General features: G+C 54.1%; 17 protein-coding genes. 14 read left to right on the top strand and 3 right to left on the bottom strand.

Translation table 11 applies throughout. The features are described from left to right. Nucleotides 1-23 precede the first annotated feature (23 nt). Both OGV93_RS09120 and tisB read right to left on the bottom strand, forming a co-directional pair. Nucleotides 24-857: an EamA family transporter gene (locus OGV93_RS09120; RefSeq protein ID WP_049042671.1), complete on the bottom strand. Its 834-nt coding sequence runs from the start codon at nucleotides 855-857 to the stop codon at nucleotides 24-26. Nucleotides 858-980: 123 nt separating this feature from the next. Then, nucleotides 981-1070, bottom strand: coding sequence for a type I toxin-antitoxin system toxin TisB (tisB, locus tag OGV93_RS09115; protein ID WP_003023909.1), 90 nt, complete (start codon nucleotides 1068-1070; stop codon nucleotides 981-983). Nucleotides 1071-1592: 522 nt separating this feature from the next. Here tisB and ivbL point away from each other — a divergent pair. From ivbL to ilvN, 3 genes are all read left to right on the top strand, one after another. Next, nucleotides 1593-1691, top strand: a complete 99-nt coding sequence (gene ivbL / locus OGV93_RS09110) for an ilvB operon leader peptide IvbL (protein ID WP_003827118.1) — start codon at nucleotides 1593-1595, stop codon at nucleotides 1689-1691. 107 nt (nucleotides 1692-1798) lie between these two features. Beyond that, nucleotides 1799-3487, top strand: coding sequence for an acetolactate synthase large subunit (gene ilvB, locus OGV93_RS09105; RefSeq protein ID WP_016155049.1), 1689 nt, complete (start codon nucleotides 1799-1801; stop codon nucleotides 3485-3487). 3 nt (nucleotides 3488-3490) lie between these two features. After that, nucleotides 3491-3781, top strand: a complete 291-nt coding sequence (gene ilvN, locus OGV93_RS09100; protein WP_003023914.1) for an acetolactate synthase small subunit — start codon at nucleotides 3491-3493, stop codon at nucleotides 3779-3781. A 1-nt stretch (nucleotide 3782) separates the two neighbouring features. Here the strand turns inward: ilvN and OGV93_RS09095 are convergent, their stop codons facing one another. After that, entirely contained in the window at nucleotides 3783-4568 is a 786-nt protein-coding gene (locus OGV93_RS09095) for a DeoR family transcriptional regulator (RefSeq protein WP_047415709.1), read from the bottom strand. A 325-nt stretch (nucleotides 4569-4893) separates the two neighbouring features. Here OGV93_RS09095 and rbsK point away from each other — a divergent pair, with 325 nt between their 5' ends. From rbsK to nepI, 11 genes are all read left to right on the top strand, one after another. After that, complete coding sequence (rbsK, locus tag OGV93_RS09090) at nucleotides 4894-5814, top strand: ribokinase (RefSeq protein ID WP_003827124.1); 921 nt, start codon at nucleotides 4894-4896, stop codon at nucleotides 5812-5814. Between the two features lie 27 nt (nucleotides 5815-5841). After that, a complete protein-coding gene (fucP, locus tag OGV93_RS09085; RefSeq protein WP_003023919.1) occupies nucleotides 5842-7158 on the top strand; it encodes an L-fucose:H+ symporter permease in 1317 nt (438 codons plus the stop codon). A gap of 11 nt (nucleotides 7159-7169) precedes the next feature. Next, nucleotides 7170-8183 carry an aldose 1-epimerase family protein gene (locus OGV93_RS09080; protein ID WP_210591279.1) on the top strand — a complete coding sequence of 338 codons (1014 nt, stop codon included), beginning with the start codon at nucleotides 7170-7172 and terminating at the stop codon, nucleotides 8181-8183. A 195-nt stretch (nucleotides 8184-8378) separates the two neighbouring features. Next, nucleotides 8379-8972 carry a response regulator transcription factor UhpA gene (uhpA, locus tag OGV93_RS09075; protein WP_016155044.1) on the top strand — a complete coding sequence of 198 codons (594 nt, stop codon included), beginning with the start codon at nucleotides 8379-8381 and terminating at the stop codon, nucleotides 8970-8972. Then, a complete protein-coding gene (uhpB, locus tag OGV93_RS09070) occupies nucleotides 8969-10471 on the top strand; it encodes a signal transduction histidine-protein kinase/phosphatase UhpB (protein WP_016157802.1) in 1503 nt (500 codons plus the stop codon). Before uhpA ends, uhpB begins: the two co-directional genes overlap by 4 nt. 9 nt (nucleotides 10472-10480) lie before the next feature. Then, the gene (locus OGV93_RS09065) at nucleotides 10481-11809 is read left to right on the top strand and encodes an MFS transporter (RefSeq protein WP_046276191.1); all 1329 of its coding nucleotides are present in this window, start codon (nucleotides 10481-10483) and stop codon (nucleotides 11807-11809) included. 142 nt (nucleotides 11810-11951) lie between these two features. Beyond that, on the top strand, nucleotides 11952-13343 hold the full coding sequence (gene uhpT, locus OGV93_RS09060; RefSeq protein ID WP_287109523.1) for a hexose-6-phosphate:phosphate antiporter UhpT: 1392 nt from the start codon (nucleotides 11952-11954) through the stop codon (nucleotides 13341-13343). Between the two features lie 148 nt (nucleotides 13344-13491). After that, nucleotides 13492-13944 (top strand): DUF1198 domain-containing protein, encoded by a 453-nt coding sequence (locus tag OGV93_RS09055; RefSeq protein WP_181629548.1) that lies wholly within the window; start codon nucleotides 13492-13494, stop codon nucleotides 13942-13944. Between the two features lie 100 nt (nucleotides 13945-14044). Continuing rightward, on the top strand, nucleotides 14045-14386 hold the full coding sequence (locus tag OGV93_RS09050; RefSeq protein ID WP_016157800.1) for a type II toxin-antitoxin system RelE/ParE family toxin: 342 nt from the start codon (nucleotides 14045-14047) through the stop codon (nucleotides 14384-14386). 8 nt (nucleotides 14387-14394) lie between these two features. Further along, nucleotides 14395-14694, top strand: coding sequence for a helix-turn-helix domain-containing protein (locus OGV93_RS09045; RefSeq protein WP_016157799.1), 300 nt, complete (start codon nucleotides 14395-14397; stop codon nucleotides 14692-14694). 118 nt (nucleotides 14695-14812) lie between these two features. Then, nucleotides 14813-15997, top strand: coding sequence for a purine ribonucleoside efflux pump NepI (gene nepI, locus OGV93_RS09040; RefSeq protein ID WP_047358472.1), 1185 nt, complete (start codon nucleotides 14813-14815; stop codon nucleotides 15995-15997). Nucleotides 15998-16006: the final 9 nt, after the last annotated feature.

Here is a 16006-nt window from a genome sequence, read left to right as displayed (position 1 = left end):
ATTGCATCGGCTTTACGGCGCGATCATGACAAGCGAAGTAAGACAGCGCCTACGGCAATACCGGCGGCCGCGACAAGGCGTATTCCGGCAACCTTTTCTTTCAGCAGCAGCCAGGCGAGCAGAGCGCCAAACAGAATGGAGGTTTCACGCAGCGCTGCGACCACCGCCAACGGAGCCTGGGTCATGGCCCACAGCGCCAGACCGTAAGAACCCATCGTACCAATCCCGCCCAGAATACCTTTCTTCCACTGCTGTACCAGATAGCGTGACGCTTCCCGGCGCCGGGCGATCATCGCCCAGCCCAGCAGACAGGAACCGTTCAGAAAGAAGGTCCACAGCGTATAACCGAGCGCGGTTTCTGATAAGCGTACGCCGGTGCCATCAACCAGCGTGTAACCAGCGATAAAGCAGGCGTTAATGAGCGCCAGTACGATCCCGCGTTGTGAGCTGCTGCGTCCGTTAAATGCCATGCCGAGAATGGCCAGACAGATCGTAGCAATCCCCACCCAGGCAAACACAGACAGGCTATCGCCAAGGAACAAGACGCTGATAATCGCAACCAGCAGCGGTGCTGTCCCACGCATCAGAGGATAGGTCTGACTCATATCCGAAACCTGATAGGTTTTGGCGACCAGGACCGTATACACCACTTGCAACGCGGTTGAGATGGCCAAAAACGGCAGGCTGGCGGTGGAAGGCTGAGGCGCGAAGGGTAAGCAGATCAGTGCCATAATCGCCGCGGAGCCGCTGACGCCAATCGCCGAGTACAGTTTATCGTTTCCAGCTTTAACAATGGCATTCCAACTGGCGTGCAGCAGTGCGGCGAACAGCAAAATGCAGAAAACAGAAAGCGTCATGGTGGCGTTCTTCCCTGAGAATGTCATAAAAACGTAACATATTGGCGCGAGACAAGCACCAGGGAGAAGGTGAAAGGGGAGCGGAGTGTTACCCGCTCCCCTTAGGTGCGACTTGAATCCGAATTACTTAACGTATTTCAGAACGGCATCAAGTAGTTGCAGTGCTGCAACAATGAGTTTGAGGATAAGAATAGCGATATCCACGAGGCTCATACGCTCTCCTTTTGGTACAAGGAGCACGGTGCTGACGTACCTCGCCGCTGCCTGTTGCCAGCACCTTTGTTGACATAACACAGTGTGCTCACACGGGGGTTAAGGCGCTGACGGCACCACCCGTTTCAGCCAGGACTTTGATGCGCCGGTTTACGATGCGGCCCCCGCATAACACATTGCGTACCGAGACATTATAGATAAACACTGTATAAATTAACAGTATTTTATGGACGTTGTGTCATTCATGATCCATACTCAAAACCATCAAAATTCGTGCCGAAATTGCGTGTTCTTCGCAGAACACGTATACTTTTTCCGTTGACATAACACAGTGTGTTCGGCGGCTACCAACCGCACAGCGCTGAAAAAAACCTCGCTCCGGCGGGGTTTTTTGTTTTCCGACTCTGTACAGCGAAATGTGATCGTTGACGCATTTTTATGCAGATGAAAAATTTTCCATTGTCACGCTGAAAAACCTGTGTTTGTATAAATCCAGTTAATCAACAAACAGACAGGTCCCTAATGAACCCTTCCATGCTGACTGCGACCCTACTAAAAACTGCGCCATCTCGCGCAGCGGTCGTCGTGCGTGTGGTGGTGGTCGTCGGCAATGCGCCGTAGGGTCCGGATCAACACACGATTCCAAAACCCCGCCGGCGCAAACCGGGCGGGGTTTTTCGTTTAAGAGACCTGCCCGAAGCAAAGGCCCAGAATAAAAGGACTGGAGCATGGCAAGTTCGGGCATAACATCCAAGCGTACGCGTTTTACGGGCGCAGAATTCATCGTTCATTTCATGGAACGCCAGGGGATTCAGGTGGTCACCGGTATTCCTGGCGGATCGATTCTTCCCGTGTATGACGCCTTGAGCCAAAGCACGCAAATCCGTCATATCCTGGCGCGCCACGAGCAGGGCGCGGGGTTTATCGCGCAGGGGATGGCGAGAACCGATGGTAAACCCGCCGTCTGTATGGCCTGCAGCGGACCGGGCGCGACCAACCTGGTGACCGCCATTGCCGACGCGCGGCTGGATTCCATCCCGCTGGTGTGTATCACCGGGCAGGTTCCGGCCTCAATGATCGGGACCGACGCCTTCCAGGAAGTCGATACCTACGGCATCTCTATCCCCATCACCAAGCACAACTATCTGGTCCGCCATATCAGTGAATTACCGCAGGTCATGAGCGATGCGTTCCGCATTGCGCAGTCCGGCCGTCCGGGCCCGGTGTGGATAGACATTCCTAAGGATATTCAAACTGCAGTTTTTGAAATTGAAGAGATGCCGGAGCCCGCGCAGAAAATGGCGGCACCGGCGTTCAGCCAGGACAGCATTCGCGATGCCGCAGCCATGATTAACGCCGCACAGCGTCCGGTGCTGTATCTCGGCGGCGGCGTGATTAACGCGCCTGAACGGGTTCGTGAACTGGCAGAAAAAGCCATGCTGCCCACCACCATGACCTTAATGGCGCTCGGTATGTTGCCGAAAGCGCATCCGCTGTCGTTAGGCATGCTGGGTATGCACGGCGCGCGCAGCACTAACTTTATTCTGCAAGAAGCGGACTTATTGATTGTTCTGGGCGCGCGTTTTGATGACCGGGCGATTGGTAAAACCGAGCAGTTCTGTCCGAACGCCAAAATCATCCATGTGGATATCGACCGCGCGGAGCTGGGTAAAATCAAACAGCCACACGTGGCGATTCAGGCGGATGTCGATGAGGTTCTGGCGCAACTGATCCCATTAATTGACGCGCAGCCGCGAGAGTCGTGGCATCAAATGGTGGCCGATTTACAACGCGAATTCCCCTGCAGCATTCCGCAGGAAAGCGACCCGCTCAGCCACTATGGGCTGATCAACGCCGTAGCGGCCTGCGTGGATGACAATGCCATTATCACCACCGACGTAGGCCAGCATCAGATGTGGGCCGCACAGGCTTACCCGCTGAACCGTCCGCGTCAGTGGCTGACCTCCGGCGGTCTGGGAACCATGGGCTTTGGCCTGCCGGCGGCAATTGGCGCAGCGCTGGTCAACCCGGACAAAAAGGTGCTGTGCTTCTCCGGCGACGGTAGCCTGATGATGAATATTCAGGAAATGGCGACGGCCAGCGAAAATCAGCTGGATATTAAAATCATCCTGATGAATAACGAAGCGCTGGGTCTGGTGTATCAGCAGCAGAGTTTGTTCTATAAGCAGGGCGTTTTTGCGGCGACATATCCGGGGATGATTAACTTTATGCAGATAGCCGCCGGGTTTGGCCTCGAAACCTGCGATTTGAATAACGAAGCGGATCCACAGGCAGCGTTGCAGGAGATTATTAATCGCCCTGGACCTGCGCTGATCCACGTGCGCATCGATGCCGAAGAAAAAGTGTACCCGATGGTGCCGCCGGGTGCGGCAAACACAGAAATGGTGGGGGAATAAGCCATGCAACAGCAGACTCATGACAACGTAATCCTGGAACTCACCGTACGCAACCATCCGGGCGTAATGACCCACGTCTGCGGGCTGTTTGCCCGCCGCGCGTTCAACGTGGAAGGCATTCTCTGTCTACCGATTCAGGACAGCGACAAGAGCCGCATCTGGCTACTGGTCAACGACGATCAGCGTCTTGAGCAGATGATAAGCCAGATCGACAAGCTGGAAGATGTGGTGAAAGTGGCCCGCAACCAGTCCGACCCGTCGATGTTTAACAAAATCACGGTTTTCTTTGAGTGAGTTAGTCGCCGTCTGAATCCGGAGTGATGACTTTGACAGAACCGTTCCGGCAGTGGGTTGCGTAATCTGCCGGCAACGGGCGATCGCTTATCAGTACGTCAAAAGTGGAGAGCGGGCCAATGCTGGCGGGGGCAACCTCATCAAACAGGGCGTGGCGCGTCAGCAGAATTTTGCGCAATCCGCGTTCCATCGCTTTGCGTTTGGTGGCCAGATCGTCCGGATTGAACCAGCTAACGCCGAAATGCTCATGGACTCCGCTGGCAGAGATAAACACTTTTCGTGGGTTGAGCGCATCCAGCGGAGAGGGATTGCTGGTGTCGTAAAAGGCATCACTTTTCGCCCGATAGGTGCCCCCGCAAAGAATCGCCGTGGCGTTGGGTTTTTCATTTAGCGCCACGAATACCCGGTGTGAGTAGCAAATTCCGGTAAAGGTAATATCGTCCGGGATCATGCTGACGACTAATGGCATTTCGGCACCATTATCAAAAAAGACCAGATCGTTTTCACTGACCAGTCCCGCGGCCAGAATGGCAACCGGTAAATCGTCGCGATGATACTGCTTTTGCACGGGGAGCGGAGCGTTAACGAGGGTGGCGGGCTTGTTCACCATCACGATGTAACCACCGAGTAGCGTAAGCGGCAATGGTTCGTCATCCTGGCTGAGATCCCGACGGATGGTCATCACGGAAACCTCCAGCATGCGCGCCGCCTCTTTCAGATGGATTCTGTCGGTCTTCTTCAACAATTCCATCAGACGTCGAATACGTTCTTTTTGCTTGGTTTCCATGCACACTCTCCACGAATCATGTTTTCATGTTCCTTCAGTAACATTTATGTGTTTCTGGGAACATGATATTGCTGCATTACTATACGTCTGACCATTGGGAAATAAAAGCGTGTTTTTACACGTTTTATTGATTATAAGCAGCGAGTTTTCAGTCAATTGTAAGCAAGTTAATCATTTTGAGTGTGATAGAGATGCAACATTTAGCATAATAAATAAACAATAAAATGATCCTCCAATCGCGATCCTAGTCACAAATGATACGGAAGTAACATGATAATGTTATTTTAATATCATTGTTGTGTGATTGTTTCTGAGAGGTAGTAAAATGGATATCGCGGTTATTGGCTCCAACATGGTGGATCTCATCACCTACATCAACCAGATGCCCAAAGAAGGGGAAACGCTGGAAGCACCCGCCTTTAAAATTGGTTGTGGCGGTAAAGGGGCAAATCAGGCCGTTGCGGCTGCTAAGCTCAACTCCAAAGTGCTGATGCTGACGAAAGTCGGTGATGATATTTTTGCGGATAACACCATTCGTAATCTCGAATCCTGGGGGATTAATACGACCTATGTCGAAAAGGTACCCTGCACCAGCAGCGGCGTTGCACCGATCTTTGTTAATGCAAACTCCAGCAACAGCATTCTGATTATTAAAGGTGCCAACAAGTTTCTCTCCCCGGAAGATATCGATCGCGCGGCGGAAGATCTGAAAAAGTGTCAACTTATTGTCCTGCAGCTGGAAGTACAGTTGGAAACGGTTTATCACGCGATTGAATTCGGTAAAAAACACGGTATTGAAGTGTTATTAAATCCCGCCCCTGCATTACGGGAATTAGATATGTCTTATGCCTGTAAATGCGATTTCTTCGTGCCAAATGAAACCGAGCTCGAAATATTAACCGGTATGCCGGTGGATACCTATGACCATATTCGCGCCGCGGCACGTTCTTTGGTCGATAAAGGTCTGAACAATATTATCGTCACCATGGGGGAGAAAGGCGCTCTGTGGATGACGCGTGACCAGGAAGTCCATGTCCCGGCGTTTAAAGTGAACGCTGTCGATACCAGTGGTGCAGGTGACGCTTTCATCGGTTGTTTTGCCCACTATTACGTTCAAAGCGGTGATGTCGAAGCCGCCATGAAAAAAGCCGCTCTCTTCGCTGCATTCAGCGTTACCGGGAAAGGCACTCAATCATCTTATCCAAGCATCGAACAATTTAATGAGTTTCTTACCTTAAACGAATAATACTCCTGCATTGTAAAAGGTAGCACTATGAACGATAAAAACATCATTCAGATGCCCGACGGCTATCTGAATAAGACGCCTCTGTTCCAGTTTATTTTGTTATCCTGTTTATTCCCTTTATGGGGATGCGCAGCCGCATTAAATGATATTCTGATTACGCAATTCAAAAGCGTATTTTCACTCAGCAACTTTGCTTCGGCATTAGTTCAGAGTGCCTTTTATGGCGGTTATTTTTTAATTGCGATTCCGGCATCTTTGGTGATTAAAAAGACCAGTTATAAAATCGCCATCTTAATGGGACTGACCCTTTATATTGTTGGCTGTACGCTCTTTTTCCCGGCATCGCACATGGCCACCTACACCATGTTCCTCGCGGCAATTTTTGCGATTGCGATTGGCCTGAGCTTCCTGGAAACTGCAGCCAACACCTACAGCTCCATGATTGGCCCAAAAGCGTATGCCACCCTGCGCCTGAACATCAGCCAGACCTTTTACCCCATTGGTGCAGCCGCCGGTATTCTGCTGGGTAAATATCTGGTCTTCTCTGAAGGCGAGAGTCTGGAAAAACAGATGGCTGGGATGAACGCGGAGCAGATCCACAACTTTAAAGTGTTGATGTTGGAAAATACCCTTGAGCCTTACAAGTACATGATTATGGTGCTGGTTGTGGTGATGGTGTTGTTCCTGCTGACCCGCTTCCCGACCTGTAAAGTCGCGCAAACGGCGAGTCATAAACGTCCGTCAGCGATGGATACGCTGCGTTATCTGGCCAGCAATGCCCGTTTCCGCCGTGGGATTGTGGCGCAGTTCCTGTACGTGGGGATGCAGGTCGCGGTGTGGTCATTTACCATCCGTCTGGCGCTGGAATTGGGTGATATCAACGAGCGCGACGCCTCAACCTTCATGGTCTATAGCTTTGCCTGCTTCTTTATCGGCAAGTTTATCGCCAACATCTTGATGACACGCTTCAATCCGGAAAAAGTGCTGATCCTCTACTCCATCATTGGCGCACTGTTTCTGGTCTATGTTGCGCTGGCGCCAAGCTTCAGCGCCGTGTACGTTGCCGTACTGGTGAGCGTCCTGTTTGGACCCTGCTGGGCGACAATCTATGCCGGTACGCTGGATACCGTGGATAACGAACATACTGAAATGGCGGGGGCGGTTATTGTCATGGCCATTGTTGGTGCAGCGGTGGTTCCGGCAATTCAGGGCTATGTGGCCGATATGTTCCACTCGCTACAACTCTCGTTCCTGGTCTCCATGTTGTGCTTCGTGTACGTCGGTATCTACTTCTGGCGTGAAAGCAAAGTGCGCAATAACCTGGCTGAAGCGACTGTTTCCTGAGGAGAGCGATCATGACAACACGTATCACGCTGTGGCGGGAACTCTTTGCAGAGCATCCGCGAATCTTACTGAAGAATAGCGACTTCACGGTTACCGCATTTCGTTACGCCAGCGGTGTGGAAGGGCTGAAGATAGAAAACAGTCGTGGACATCTGGTTATTCTGCCCTGGATGGGGCAGATGATCTGGGATGCTCAGTTTGACGGGCATGAACTGACCATGCGCAACATGTTCAGTCAGCCAAAACCGGCTGCGGAAGTGGTAGCGACTTACGGCTGCTTTGCTTTCCACTCGGGTATATTGGCTAATGGCTGCCCTTCGCCGGAAGATTCTCACCCGTTGCATGGCGAAATGGCCTGTGCCGCGATGGATGAGGCCTGGCTGGAGCTGGAGGGAGAGAATTTGCGCGTGAGCGGACGCTACGAGTATGTGATGGGGTTCGGTCATCATTATCAGGCGCATCCTGCGGTGATTATGCGCAAAGCGAGTGCGCTGTTTGATATTCAGATGGCGGTCACCAACCTCGCCTCAGTGGCAATGCCTTTACAGTATATGTGCCATATGAACTATGCCTACGTACCGGAAGCGACCTTCAGCCAGAATATCCCGGATGAAGCCATGAAGCTGCGTGAGTCGGTACCCGCGCATGTTAAGCCTACCGAGCAGTGGCTGACGTTTAATCAGCGGATCATTCAGGGCGAGACCTCGCTGGGGCGCCTCAACGAGCCCGATTTTTACGATCCGGAAATCGTTTTCTTCGCTGACCAACTGGACCGATACACGGATAAGCCTGAATTTCGCATGATCGCACCTGATGGCACCACGTTCGTGACGCGTTTCTCCAGCGCGGAGCTGAATTATGTCACCCGTTGGATCCTCTATAACGGCGATCAGCAGGTGGCAGCCTTCGCCCTACCTGCGACCTGTCGCCCTGAAGGCTTCCTGGCGGCACAGCGAAAAGGCACGTTGATTCAGCTAGAACCTCAGCACACCCGCACATTTACCGTCACAACTGGCATCGCCTGATCGCTCAAGGCTTAAACAGCAGCGCGTCGGAACACAAAATCCTTCAAGCTGCATAAGGCGGCAAGTCTGCTCACCTCAGAAGCTTACTCAAGTCAGTGACTGGGGTGAGCAGACCAAGCCAACGCAGAGGCTGCTTGAAGGATAAAGTGTATATCGTTAAGGTAAGCACGTTTTTTATCCCCCAGGACAGAACCCATGATCACCGTTGCCCTTATCGACGACCACACTATCGTCCGCTCCGGCTTTGCCCAGTTGCTGGGGCTGGAACCTGATTTGCAGGTTGTGGCTGAGTTCGGCTCAGGCAGCGAGGCGCTGGCGGGATTACCGGGACGTGGCGTGCAGGTATGTATCTGTGATATCTCGATGCCTGATATCTCCGGTCTTGAACTGTTAAGCCAGTTGCCAAAAGGGATGGCGATTATCATGCTCTCCGTCCACGACAGCCCGGCGCTGGTGGAGCAGGCGCTCAACGCGGGCGCGCGTGGTTTCCTTTCTAAACGCTGTAGCCCTGATGAGCTGATCGCGGCGGTGCATACCGTGGCGACCGGCGGCTGCTATTTGACGCCGGATATCGCCGTCAAACTGGCGGCTGGTCGTCAGGATCCGCTGACCAAACGCGAACGTCAGGTGGCGGAGAAACTGGCGCAAGGCATGGCGGTAAAAGAGATTGCCGCCGAACTGGGCCTGTCGCCGAAAACGGTGCACGTGCATCGCGCTAACCTGATGGAAAAACTGGGCGTTAGCAACGATGTCGAACTGGCCCGTCGGATGTTTGACGGCTGGCAATGAACACGCTCTGTTCCCGGTTAATCACCGTTGTTGCCTGCTTCTTTATCTTCTCTGCCGCGTGGTTTTGCTTGTGGAGTATCAGCCTGCACCTGGTTGAGCGCCCGGAGCTGGCGGTACTGCTGTTTCCGTTTGGCCTGCGTCTGGGGCTGATGCTGCAATGTCCACGCGGCTACTGGCCGGTGCTGCTGGGTGCGGAATGGCTGCTTCTTTTCTGGCTGGCGCAGGAAGTGGCGCTGGCTCACTTGCCACTTTTGATGATCGGGAGCTTCCTCACGTTACTCCCGGTGATGCTGATTTCGCGCTACCGCCATCAGCGCGACTGGCGCACGCTGCTGTTGCAGGGCGCGGCGCTGACGGCGGCGGCGTTGCTGCAATCGCTGCCCTGGCTTGGGCAAGGCGAAGAGGCGTGGAATGCCCTACTGCTGACGCTCACTGGTGGATTAACGCTGGCTCCGATCTGTCTGGTTTTCTGGCACTATCTTACCAGCACCACCTGGTTGCCGCTGGGTCCGGCGGTGGTGTCTCAGCCAGTGAACTGGCGCGGGCGGCATCTGGTCTGGTATCTGCTGCTGTTTAGCGTCAGCCTGTGGTTGCAGCTTGGCCTGCCCGACGAACTGTCGCGCTTCACGCCGTTTTGCCTCGCGCTGCCGATCATTGCGCTCGCCTGGCACTACGGCTGGCAGGGGGCGCTGATTGCCACGTTAATGAACGCCATTGCGCTGATTGCCAGCCAGACCTGGCACGATCATCCCGTTGACCTGTTGCTCTCCCTGCTGGTGCAAAGCCTGACCGGGCTGCTGCTCGGCGCGGGGATCCAGCGTCTGCGCGAGCTTAACCAGTCGCTGCAAAATGAATTAGCGCGCAACCATCGTCTGGCGGAACGCCTGCTGGAGACCGAAGAGAGCGTACGCCGGGATGTGGCGCGCGAACTGCACGATGATATCGGTCAGACCATCACCGCCATTCGCACCCAGGCGGGCATTGTCCAGCGGCTGGCGCCGGAAAACGCAGGGGTGAAGCGCAGCGGGGCGCATATCGAACAACTTTCTCTTGGCGTGTACGATTCGGTGCGTCGTCTGTTGGGTCGTCTGCGTCCGCGCCAGTTGGATGATCTCACGCTGGAACAAGCCATCCGCTCATTGATGCGTGAAATGGAGCTGGAAAGCCGTGGCATTGTCAGCCACCTTGACTGGCGAATTGACGAATCTGCACTCAGCGAAAGTCAGCGGGTGACGCTGTTTCGCGTCTGTCAGGAAGGGCTGAACAACATCGTTAAGCACGCCAACGCCAGCGCGGTGACGCTTCAGGGCTGGCAGCAGGATGAACGGCTGATGCTGGTGATTGAGGACGATGGCAGCGGCCTGCCGCCGGGGTCGAATCAGCAGGGATTTGGCCTCACCGGGATGCGTGAACGTATTACCGCCCTCGGGGGATCGCTCTCGATTTCCTGTACGCACGGCACGCGGGTCAGCGTGTCGTTACCCCAGCGTTATGTGTAAGGAGCGGTCATGTTTTCGTTTTTAAAATCCCCAGTCAGCGCGCCGCTCATCACCGATAAGCGTGAAGTGGATGCCCTCTACCGCTACTGGCGGCGGCATATTCTGACCACTATCTGGCTCGGCTACGCGCTGTTCTATTTCACACGCAAGAGCTTCAACGCCGCCGTACCGGATATCCTCACCAGCGGCGTGCTGACCCGCAGCGACATTGGTCTGCTGGCGACGCTGTTTTACATCACCTACGGCCTGTCGAAGTTTGTTTCCGGTATCGTCAGTGACCGTTCCAACGCCCGTTATTTTATGGGGTTTGGGCTTATCGCCACCGGCGTGGTGAACATTCTGTTTGGCTTCTCCACCTCGCTCTGGGCTTTTGCGGTGCTCTGGGCGCTGAACGCCTTTTTCCAGGGCTGGGGGTCGCCGGTCTGCGCGCGTTTATTGACTGCGTGGTATTCGCGTACCGAACGCGGCGGCTGGTGGGCGCTGTGGAATACTGCGCACAATGTTGGCGGGGCGCTGATCCCTATCGTGATGGCGGCGACGGCGCTGCACTACGGCTGGCGTGCCGGGATGATGATCGCCGGGCTGTTGGCGATTGTAGTGGGGATTTTTCTCTGCTGGCGGCTGCGCGACAGGCCGCAGGCGATTGGTCTGCCGCCGATTGGCGACTGGCGCCATGATGAGCTGGAAATCGCCCAGCAGCAGGAAGGCGCAGGGCTGAGCCGTAAAGAGATCCTCACCCGCTATGTATTGCTGAATCCCTATATCTGGTTGCTGTCGCTGTGTTACGTGCTGGTGTACGTCGTCCGCGCCGCCATCAACGACTGGGGCAATCTGTATATGTCGGAGACGCTCGGCGTGGATCTGGTGACCGCCAATACCGCCGTGACCATGTTCGAATTGGGCGGATTTATCGGCGCGCTGGTCGCAGGCTGGGGCTCGGACAAACTGTTTAACGGCAACCGCGGTCCAATGAACCTGATTTTCGCTGCCGGAATTTTGCTCTCCGTGGGCTCGTTGTGGCTGATGCCGTTCGCCAGTTACGTGATGCAGGCGGCGTGCTTCTTCACCACCGGATTCTTCGTCTTCGGCCCGCAAATGCTGATCGGCATGGCGGCGGCGGAGTGCTCGCACAAAGAGGCAGCGGGCGCGGCAACCGGATTTGTCGGGTTGTTTGCCTATCTGGGGGCATCGCTTTCCGGCTGGCCGCTGGCGAAGGTGATGGAGGTCTGGCACTGGACCGGATTCTTTGTGGTGATCGCCATTGCGGCGGGGATTTCCGCGCTGCTGCTGCTGCCGTTTTTGAACGCCCAGGCTCCACGCGAACTCAACGAAGCGTGATGCACCTCACCTTTTTGCCCCGAGTAGGGTAAAACTAAGAAATTTTCCCGGTTTCACCTGGACGCTGTCTCAGGCGCGTCTCCCGGCTGATTTTTACAATGCCTGCCATTCGCAGGTATAAAAATTAGCTCGGGAGTGTCAAATGCTGGCCTTTCTAAACCAGGTACGCAAGCCGACCCTGGATCTGCCGCTCGATGTGCGGCGCAAAATGTGGTTCAAACCGTTCATGCAGTCCTATCTGGTGGTCTTTATTGGCTACCTGACCATGTATCTGATCCGCAAAAACTTCAACATCGCGCAGAACGACATGATCTCCACCTACGGGCTGAGCATGACGCAGCTGGGAATGATTGGCCTGGGCTTCTCCATCACCTACGGCGTGGGTAAAACGCTGGTTTCCTACTACGCAGACGGCAAAAATACCAAGCAGTTCCTGCCGTTTATGCTGATCCTCTCCGCCATCTGTATGCTCGGCTTCAGCGCCAGCATGGGGGCGGGTTCAACCAGCCTGTTCCTGATGATCGCCTTCTACGCGCTGAGCGGTTTTTTCCAGAGTACCGGTGGCTCGTGTAGCTATTCCACCATCACCAAATGGACGCCGCGTCGCAAGCGGGGTTCTTACCTCGGCATGTGGAATATCTCCCATAACCTCGGTGGTGCGGGTGCGGCTGGCGTGGCGCTGTTTGGCGCCTACTATCTGTTCGACGGTCACGTCATTGGTATGTTTATCTTCCCGTCGATTATCGCCCTGATTGTCGGTTTTATCGGCCTGCGCTACGGCAGCGACTCCCCGGAGTCTTATGGCCTCGGTAAAGCTGAAGAGCTGTTCGGCGAGGAGATAAGCGAAGAGGACAAAGAGACTGAAGAAAATGAGATGACCAAATGGCAGATCTTTGTTGAATACGTGCTGAAAAACAAAGTGATCTGGCTGCTGTGCTTCTCCAACATTTTCCTGTACGTGGTGCGCATCGGTATCGACCAGTGGTCCACTGTCTACGCTTTCCAGGAGCTGAAGCTCTCCAAAGAGGTGGCGATTCAGGGCTTTACCCTGTTTGAAGTGGGCGCGTTGGTCGGCACGTTACTGTGGGGTTGGCTCTCTGACCTGGCTAACGGTCGTCGTGCGCTGGTAGCCTGCGTGGCGCTGGCGTTGATTATCGCGACCCTGGGCGTTTATCAGCACGCCAGCAACCAGTATGTCTATCTGGCTTCGCTGTTTGCGCTGGGCTTCCTGGTGTTCGGTCCTCAGCTGTTAATCGGCGTTGCAGCCGTCGGATTCGTACCGAAAAAAGCGATCGGCGCAGCCGATGGGATTAAAGGCACCTTCGCATACCTGATTGGTGACAGCTTCGCCAAGCTGGGTCTGGGGATGATTGCCGACGGCACGCCGATTTTTGGTCTGACCGGCTGGGCGGGCACGTTCGCCGCGCTGGATACCGCCGCCATCGGTTGTATCTGCCTGATGGCCATCGTGGCCGTGTTTGAAGAACGTAAAATTCGCCGCGAGAAAAAAATTCAACAATTGAAAGTCGCTTAAGTTAAGTGTGCATTGGTAACTTTTGCCCGCCTGGATGGCGGGCTTTTTTATGTCGCGGATCCATCCTGAATCGTGTTGATACGTTCAGTCGTCGACAGAGAGGAATTTGCCGTTATGATGGGCATCCTGTCTGGTAATGGATGTGCGCATGATTTGGATAATGCTGGCCACATTGGTCGTTGTTTTTATAGTGGGTTTTCGGGTGTTGACGTCCGGATCTCGACGGGCAATTCGCCGTCTGAGCGAGCGACTAAATATTGATGTTGTGCCGGTAGAGTCGATGATCGATCAGATGGGAAAAGTACAGGGTGAGGCTTTTTTACAGTACCTCCACCGCCCAGATGAATCGCATCTGCAAAATGCTGCCCAGGTGTTGTTGATCTGGCAAATCGTTATTGTCGACGGCAGTGAGTCGAATCTGCTGCAATGGCACCGTTGGCTGCAAAAAGCCCGATTGGCCACGCCGATTACTGACGCACAGGTGCGTCTGGCGCTCGGTTTTCTGCGCGAGATAGAGCCGGATATGCAGGAGTTTAATGCGTTTCAGATGCGCTATAACGCCTTTTTCCAGCCCGAAGATGGCGTGCACTGGCTACACTGACAGTCATGCCTGTTGGCGAATTAATTGTGCAAATATAAATTGATTTAATAGCTAATGGGCTATAATTTACCTATAGCTTATTAGCTATGAGGGATCGTTGATGTGGGAAGTGGAAACAACGGATGTTTTCGATAAATGGTTTGACGTACAGACCGAGGCGCTCAAGGAAGATATGCTCGCAGCGATGATGATTTTATCCGAGTATGGTCCTCAGTTAGGCAGGCCGTTTGCTGATACGGTAAATGCTTCTGCTTTTTCAAATATGAAAGAGTTGCGAGTGCAGCATCAGGGCAACCCGATTCGGGCGTTCTTCGTGTTTGATCCTTCTCGCCATGGCATCGTGTTATGCGCTGGCGATAAAACAGGGTTAAACGAGAAGAAATTCTATAAAGAGATGATCAGGCTTGCTGACGCTGAGTACCGAAATCACCTTAATAAGTAAGGAAAATTATGGCGACGCTTAAAGAATTGATGGCGAAACAAAGCCCGGAAAGCCAGGAGCGCATTGCTGAAAAAGTAGAAGTGCTACGTCAGGTGATTGCGTTAAATATGTTACGGGAAGAACTGAATCTCTCTCAGGCGGAACTTGCCTCGGCAATGGGCGTTAAGCAGCCAACAATCGCAAAAATGGAACAGGCGGATAACGATCCTCGTCTGTCGACGCTTAAGCGTTATGTCACGGCGTTAGGTGGCGAACTGAGTATTGATGTTAAGTTACCGACAGGTAAAAGAGTCGCGTTTCATCTTTAAAAATCCGTGTGGCCTGGATTTTGTGTTAGATGAAAGTAGTTGCCAAAACGTTAAATACGTCACAAATTTAATGTTACACTGCGTAACTTTTCTGCAATAACCCCACGCAGGTAACAAAATGAGTGAAGCTGTTGAACAAAAATCCCGCGCTGAGGCAAATGCCCGACCGAACTGGTCGGCGGTATTCGCCGTGGCGTTCTGCGTTGCCTGCCTGATAACCGTTGAGTTTCTGCCCGTTAGCCTGTTAACGCCGATGGCGCAGGATCTGGGGATTTCTGAAGGTGTTGCCGGACAATCGGTGACTGTGACGGCATTTGTTGCCATGTTCGCCAGCCTGTTTGTGACGCAAATTATCCAGGCGACCGATCGTCGCTACGTGGTGATCGTGTTTTCGGTGCTGCTGACGCTCTCCTGCCTGCTGGTTTCCTTTGCCAACTCTTTTTCACTGCTGCTCATTGGCCGCGCCTGCCTCGGTCTGGCGCTTGGCGGATTCTGGGCGATGTCGGCGTCGCTGACCATGCGTCTGGTTCCCGCCCGTACGGTACCGAAAGCGCTGTCGGTGATTTTTGGCGCGGTCTCTGTCGCGCTGGTGATTGCCGCGCCGCTGGGGAGTTTTTTGGGCGGTATTATCGGCTGGCGCAACGTGTTTAATGCGGCGGCGGTAATGGGCGTGCTGTGCACGATTTGGGTGGTGAGAGCGCTGCCGTCGTTGCCAGGTGAACCTTCGCATCAGAAACAAAATATGTTCAGCCTGCTGCAGCGCCCGGGGGTGATGGCCGGGATGATTGCCATCTTTATGTCCTTTGCCGGACAGTTCGCCTTCTTTACCTATATTCGCCCGATCTATATGAATCTGGCAGGCTTTGAAGTTGATGGCCTGACGTTGGTGCTGCTGAGTTTTGGTATCGCCAGCTTTGTCGGGACGTCGCTCTCCTCGGTGGTTCTGAAGCGCTCGGTCAAACTGGCCTTAGCCGGTGCGCCGCTGTTGCTGGCGCTTAGCGCGCTGGTCCTGATCCTGTGGGGTAGCGACAAAGTTGTGGCGGCAGGTATTGCGATTATCTGGGGCCTGGCGTTTGCGTTGGTTCCGGTCGGCTGGTCGACGTGGATCACCCGATCGCTTGCCGATCAGGCAGAAAAAGCCGGATCCGTCCAGGTCGCCGTGATCCAGCTTGCCAATACCTGCGGGGCAGCGGTGGGAGGCTATGCGCTCGATAACCTCGGACTGCTTTCGCCCCTGATGCTTTCCGGCAGCCTGATGCTGCTGACGGCGCTTCTGGTCACGATGAAGGTCAGAATACAGTGAGATTGTTGC

The organism is Citrobacter sp. Cb031 (assembly GCF_030336725.1).
GTDB lineage: Bacteria > Pseudomonadota > Gammaproteobacteria > Enterobacterales > Enterobacteriaceae > Citrobacter > Citrobacter braakii.
Note: the sequence above shows the minus strand (reverse complement) of the source record. Positions and strands in the feature narration are given on the sequence as shown.

Coding starts and splice junctions, on each gene's coding strand:
- fucP (WP_003023919.1), top strand. CDS start 5,842: ATGAACGATAAAAACATCATTCAGATGCCCGACGGCTATCTGAATAAG.
- rbsK (WP_003827124.1), top strand. CDS start 4,894: ATGGATATCGCGGTTATTGGCTCCAACATGGTGGATCTCATCACCTAC.
- OGV93_RS09055 (WP_181629548.1), top strand. CDS start 13,492: ATGATTTGGATAATGCTGGCCACATTGGTCGTTGTTTTTATAGTGGGT.
- uhpB (WP_016157802.1), top strand. CDS start 8,969: ATGAACACGCTCTGTTCCCGGTTAATCACCGTTGTTGCCTGCTTCTTT.
- tisB (WP_003023909.1), bottom strand. CDS start 1,070: ATGAGCCTCGTGGATATCGCTATTCTTATCCTCAAACTCATTGTTGCA.
- uhpT (WP_287109523.1), top strand. CDS start 11,952: ATGCTGGCCTTTCTAAACCAGGTACGCAAGCCGACCCTGGATCTGCCG.
- OGV93_RS09120 (WP_049042671.1), bottom strand. CDS start 857: ATGACGCTTTCTGTTTTCTGCATTTTGCTGTTCGCCGCACTGCTGCAC.
- OGV93_RS09065 (WP_046276191.1), top strand. CDS start 10,481: ATGTTTTCGTTTTTAAAATCCCCAGTCAGCGCGCCGCTCATCACCGAT.
- ilvN (WP_003023914.1), top strand. CDS start 3,491: ATGCAACAGCAGACTCATGACAACGTAATCCTGGAACTCACCGTACGC.
- uhpA (WP_016155044.1), top strand. CDS start 8,379: ATGATCACCGTTGCCCTTATCGACGACCACACTATCGTCCGCTCCGGC.
- ilvB (WP_016155049.1), top strand. CDS start 1,799: ATGGCAAGTTCGGGCATAACATCCAAGCGTACGCGTTTTACGGGCGCA.
- OGV93_RS09080 (WP_210591279.1), top strand. CDS start 7,170: ATGACAACACGTATCACGCTGTGGCGGGAACTCTTTGCAGAGCATCCG.
- OGV93_RS09050 (WP_016157800.1), top strand. CDS start 14,045: ATGTGGGAAGTGGAAACAACGGATGTTTTCGATAAATGGTTTGACGTA.
- OGV93_RS09045 (WP_016157799.1), top strand. CDS start 14,395: ATGGCGACGCTTAAAGAATTGATGGCGAAACAAAGCCCGGAAAGCCAG.
- ivbL (WP_003827118.1), top strand. CDS start 1,593: ATGAACCCTTCCATGCTGACTGCGACCCTACTAAAAACTGCGCCATCT.
- OGV93_RS09095 (WP_047415709.1), bottom strand. CDS start 4,568: ATGGAAACCAAGCAAAAAGAACGTATTCGACGTCTGATGGAATTGTTG.
- nepI (WP_047358472.1), top strand. CDS start 14,813: ATGAGTGAAGCTGTTGAACAAAAATCCCGCGCTGAGGCAAATGCCCGA.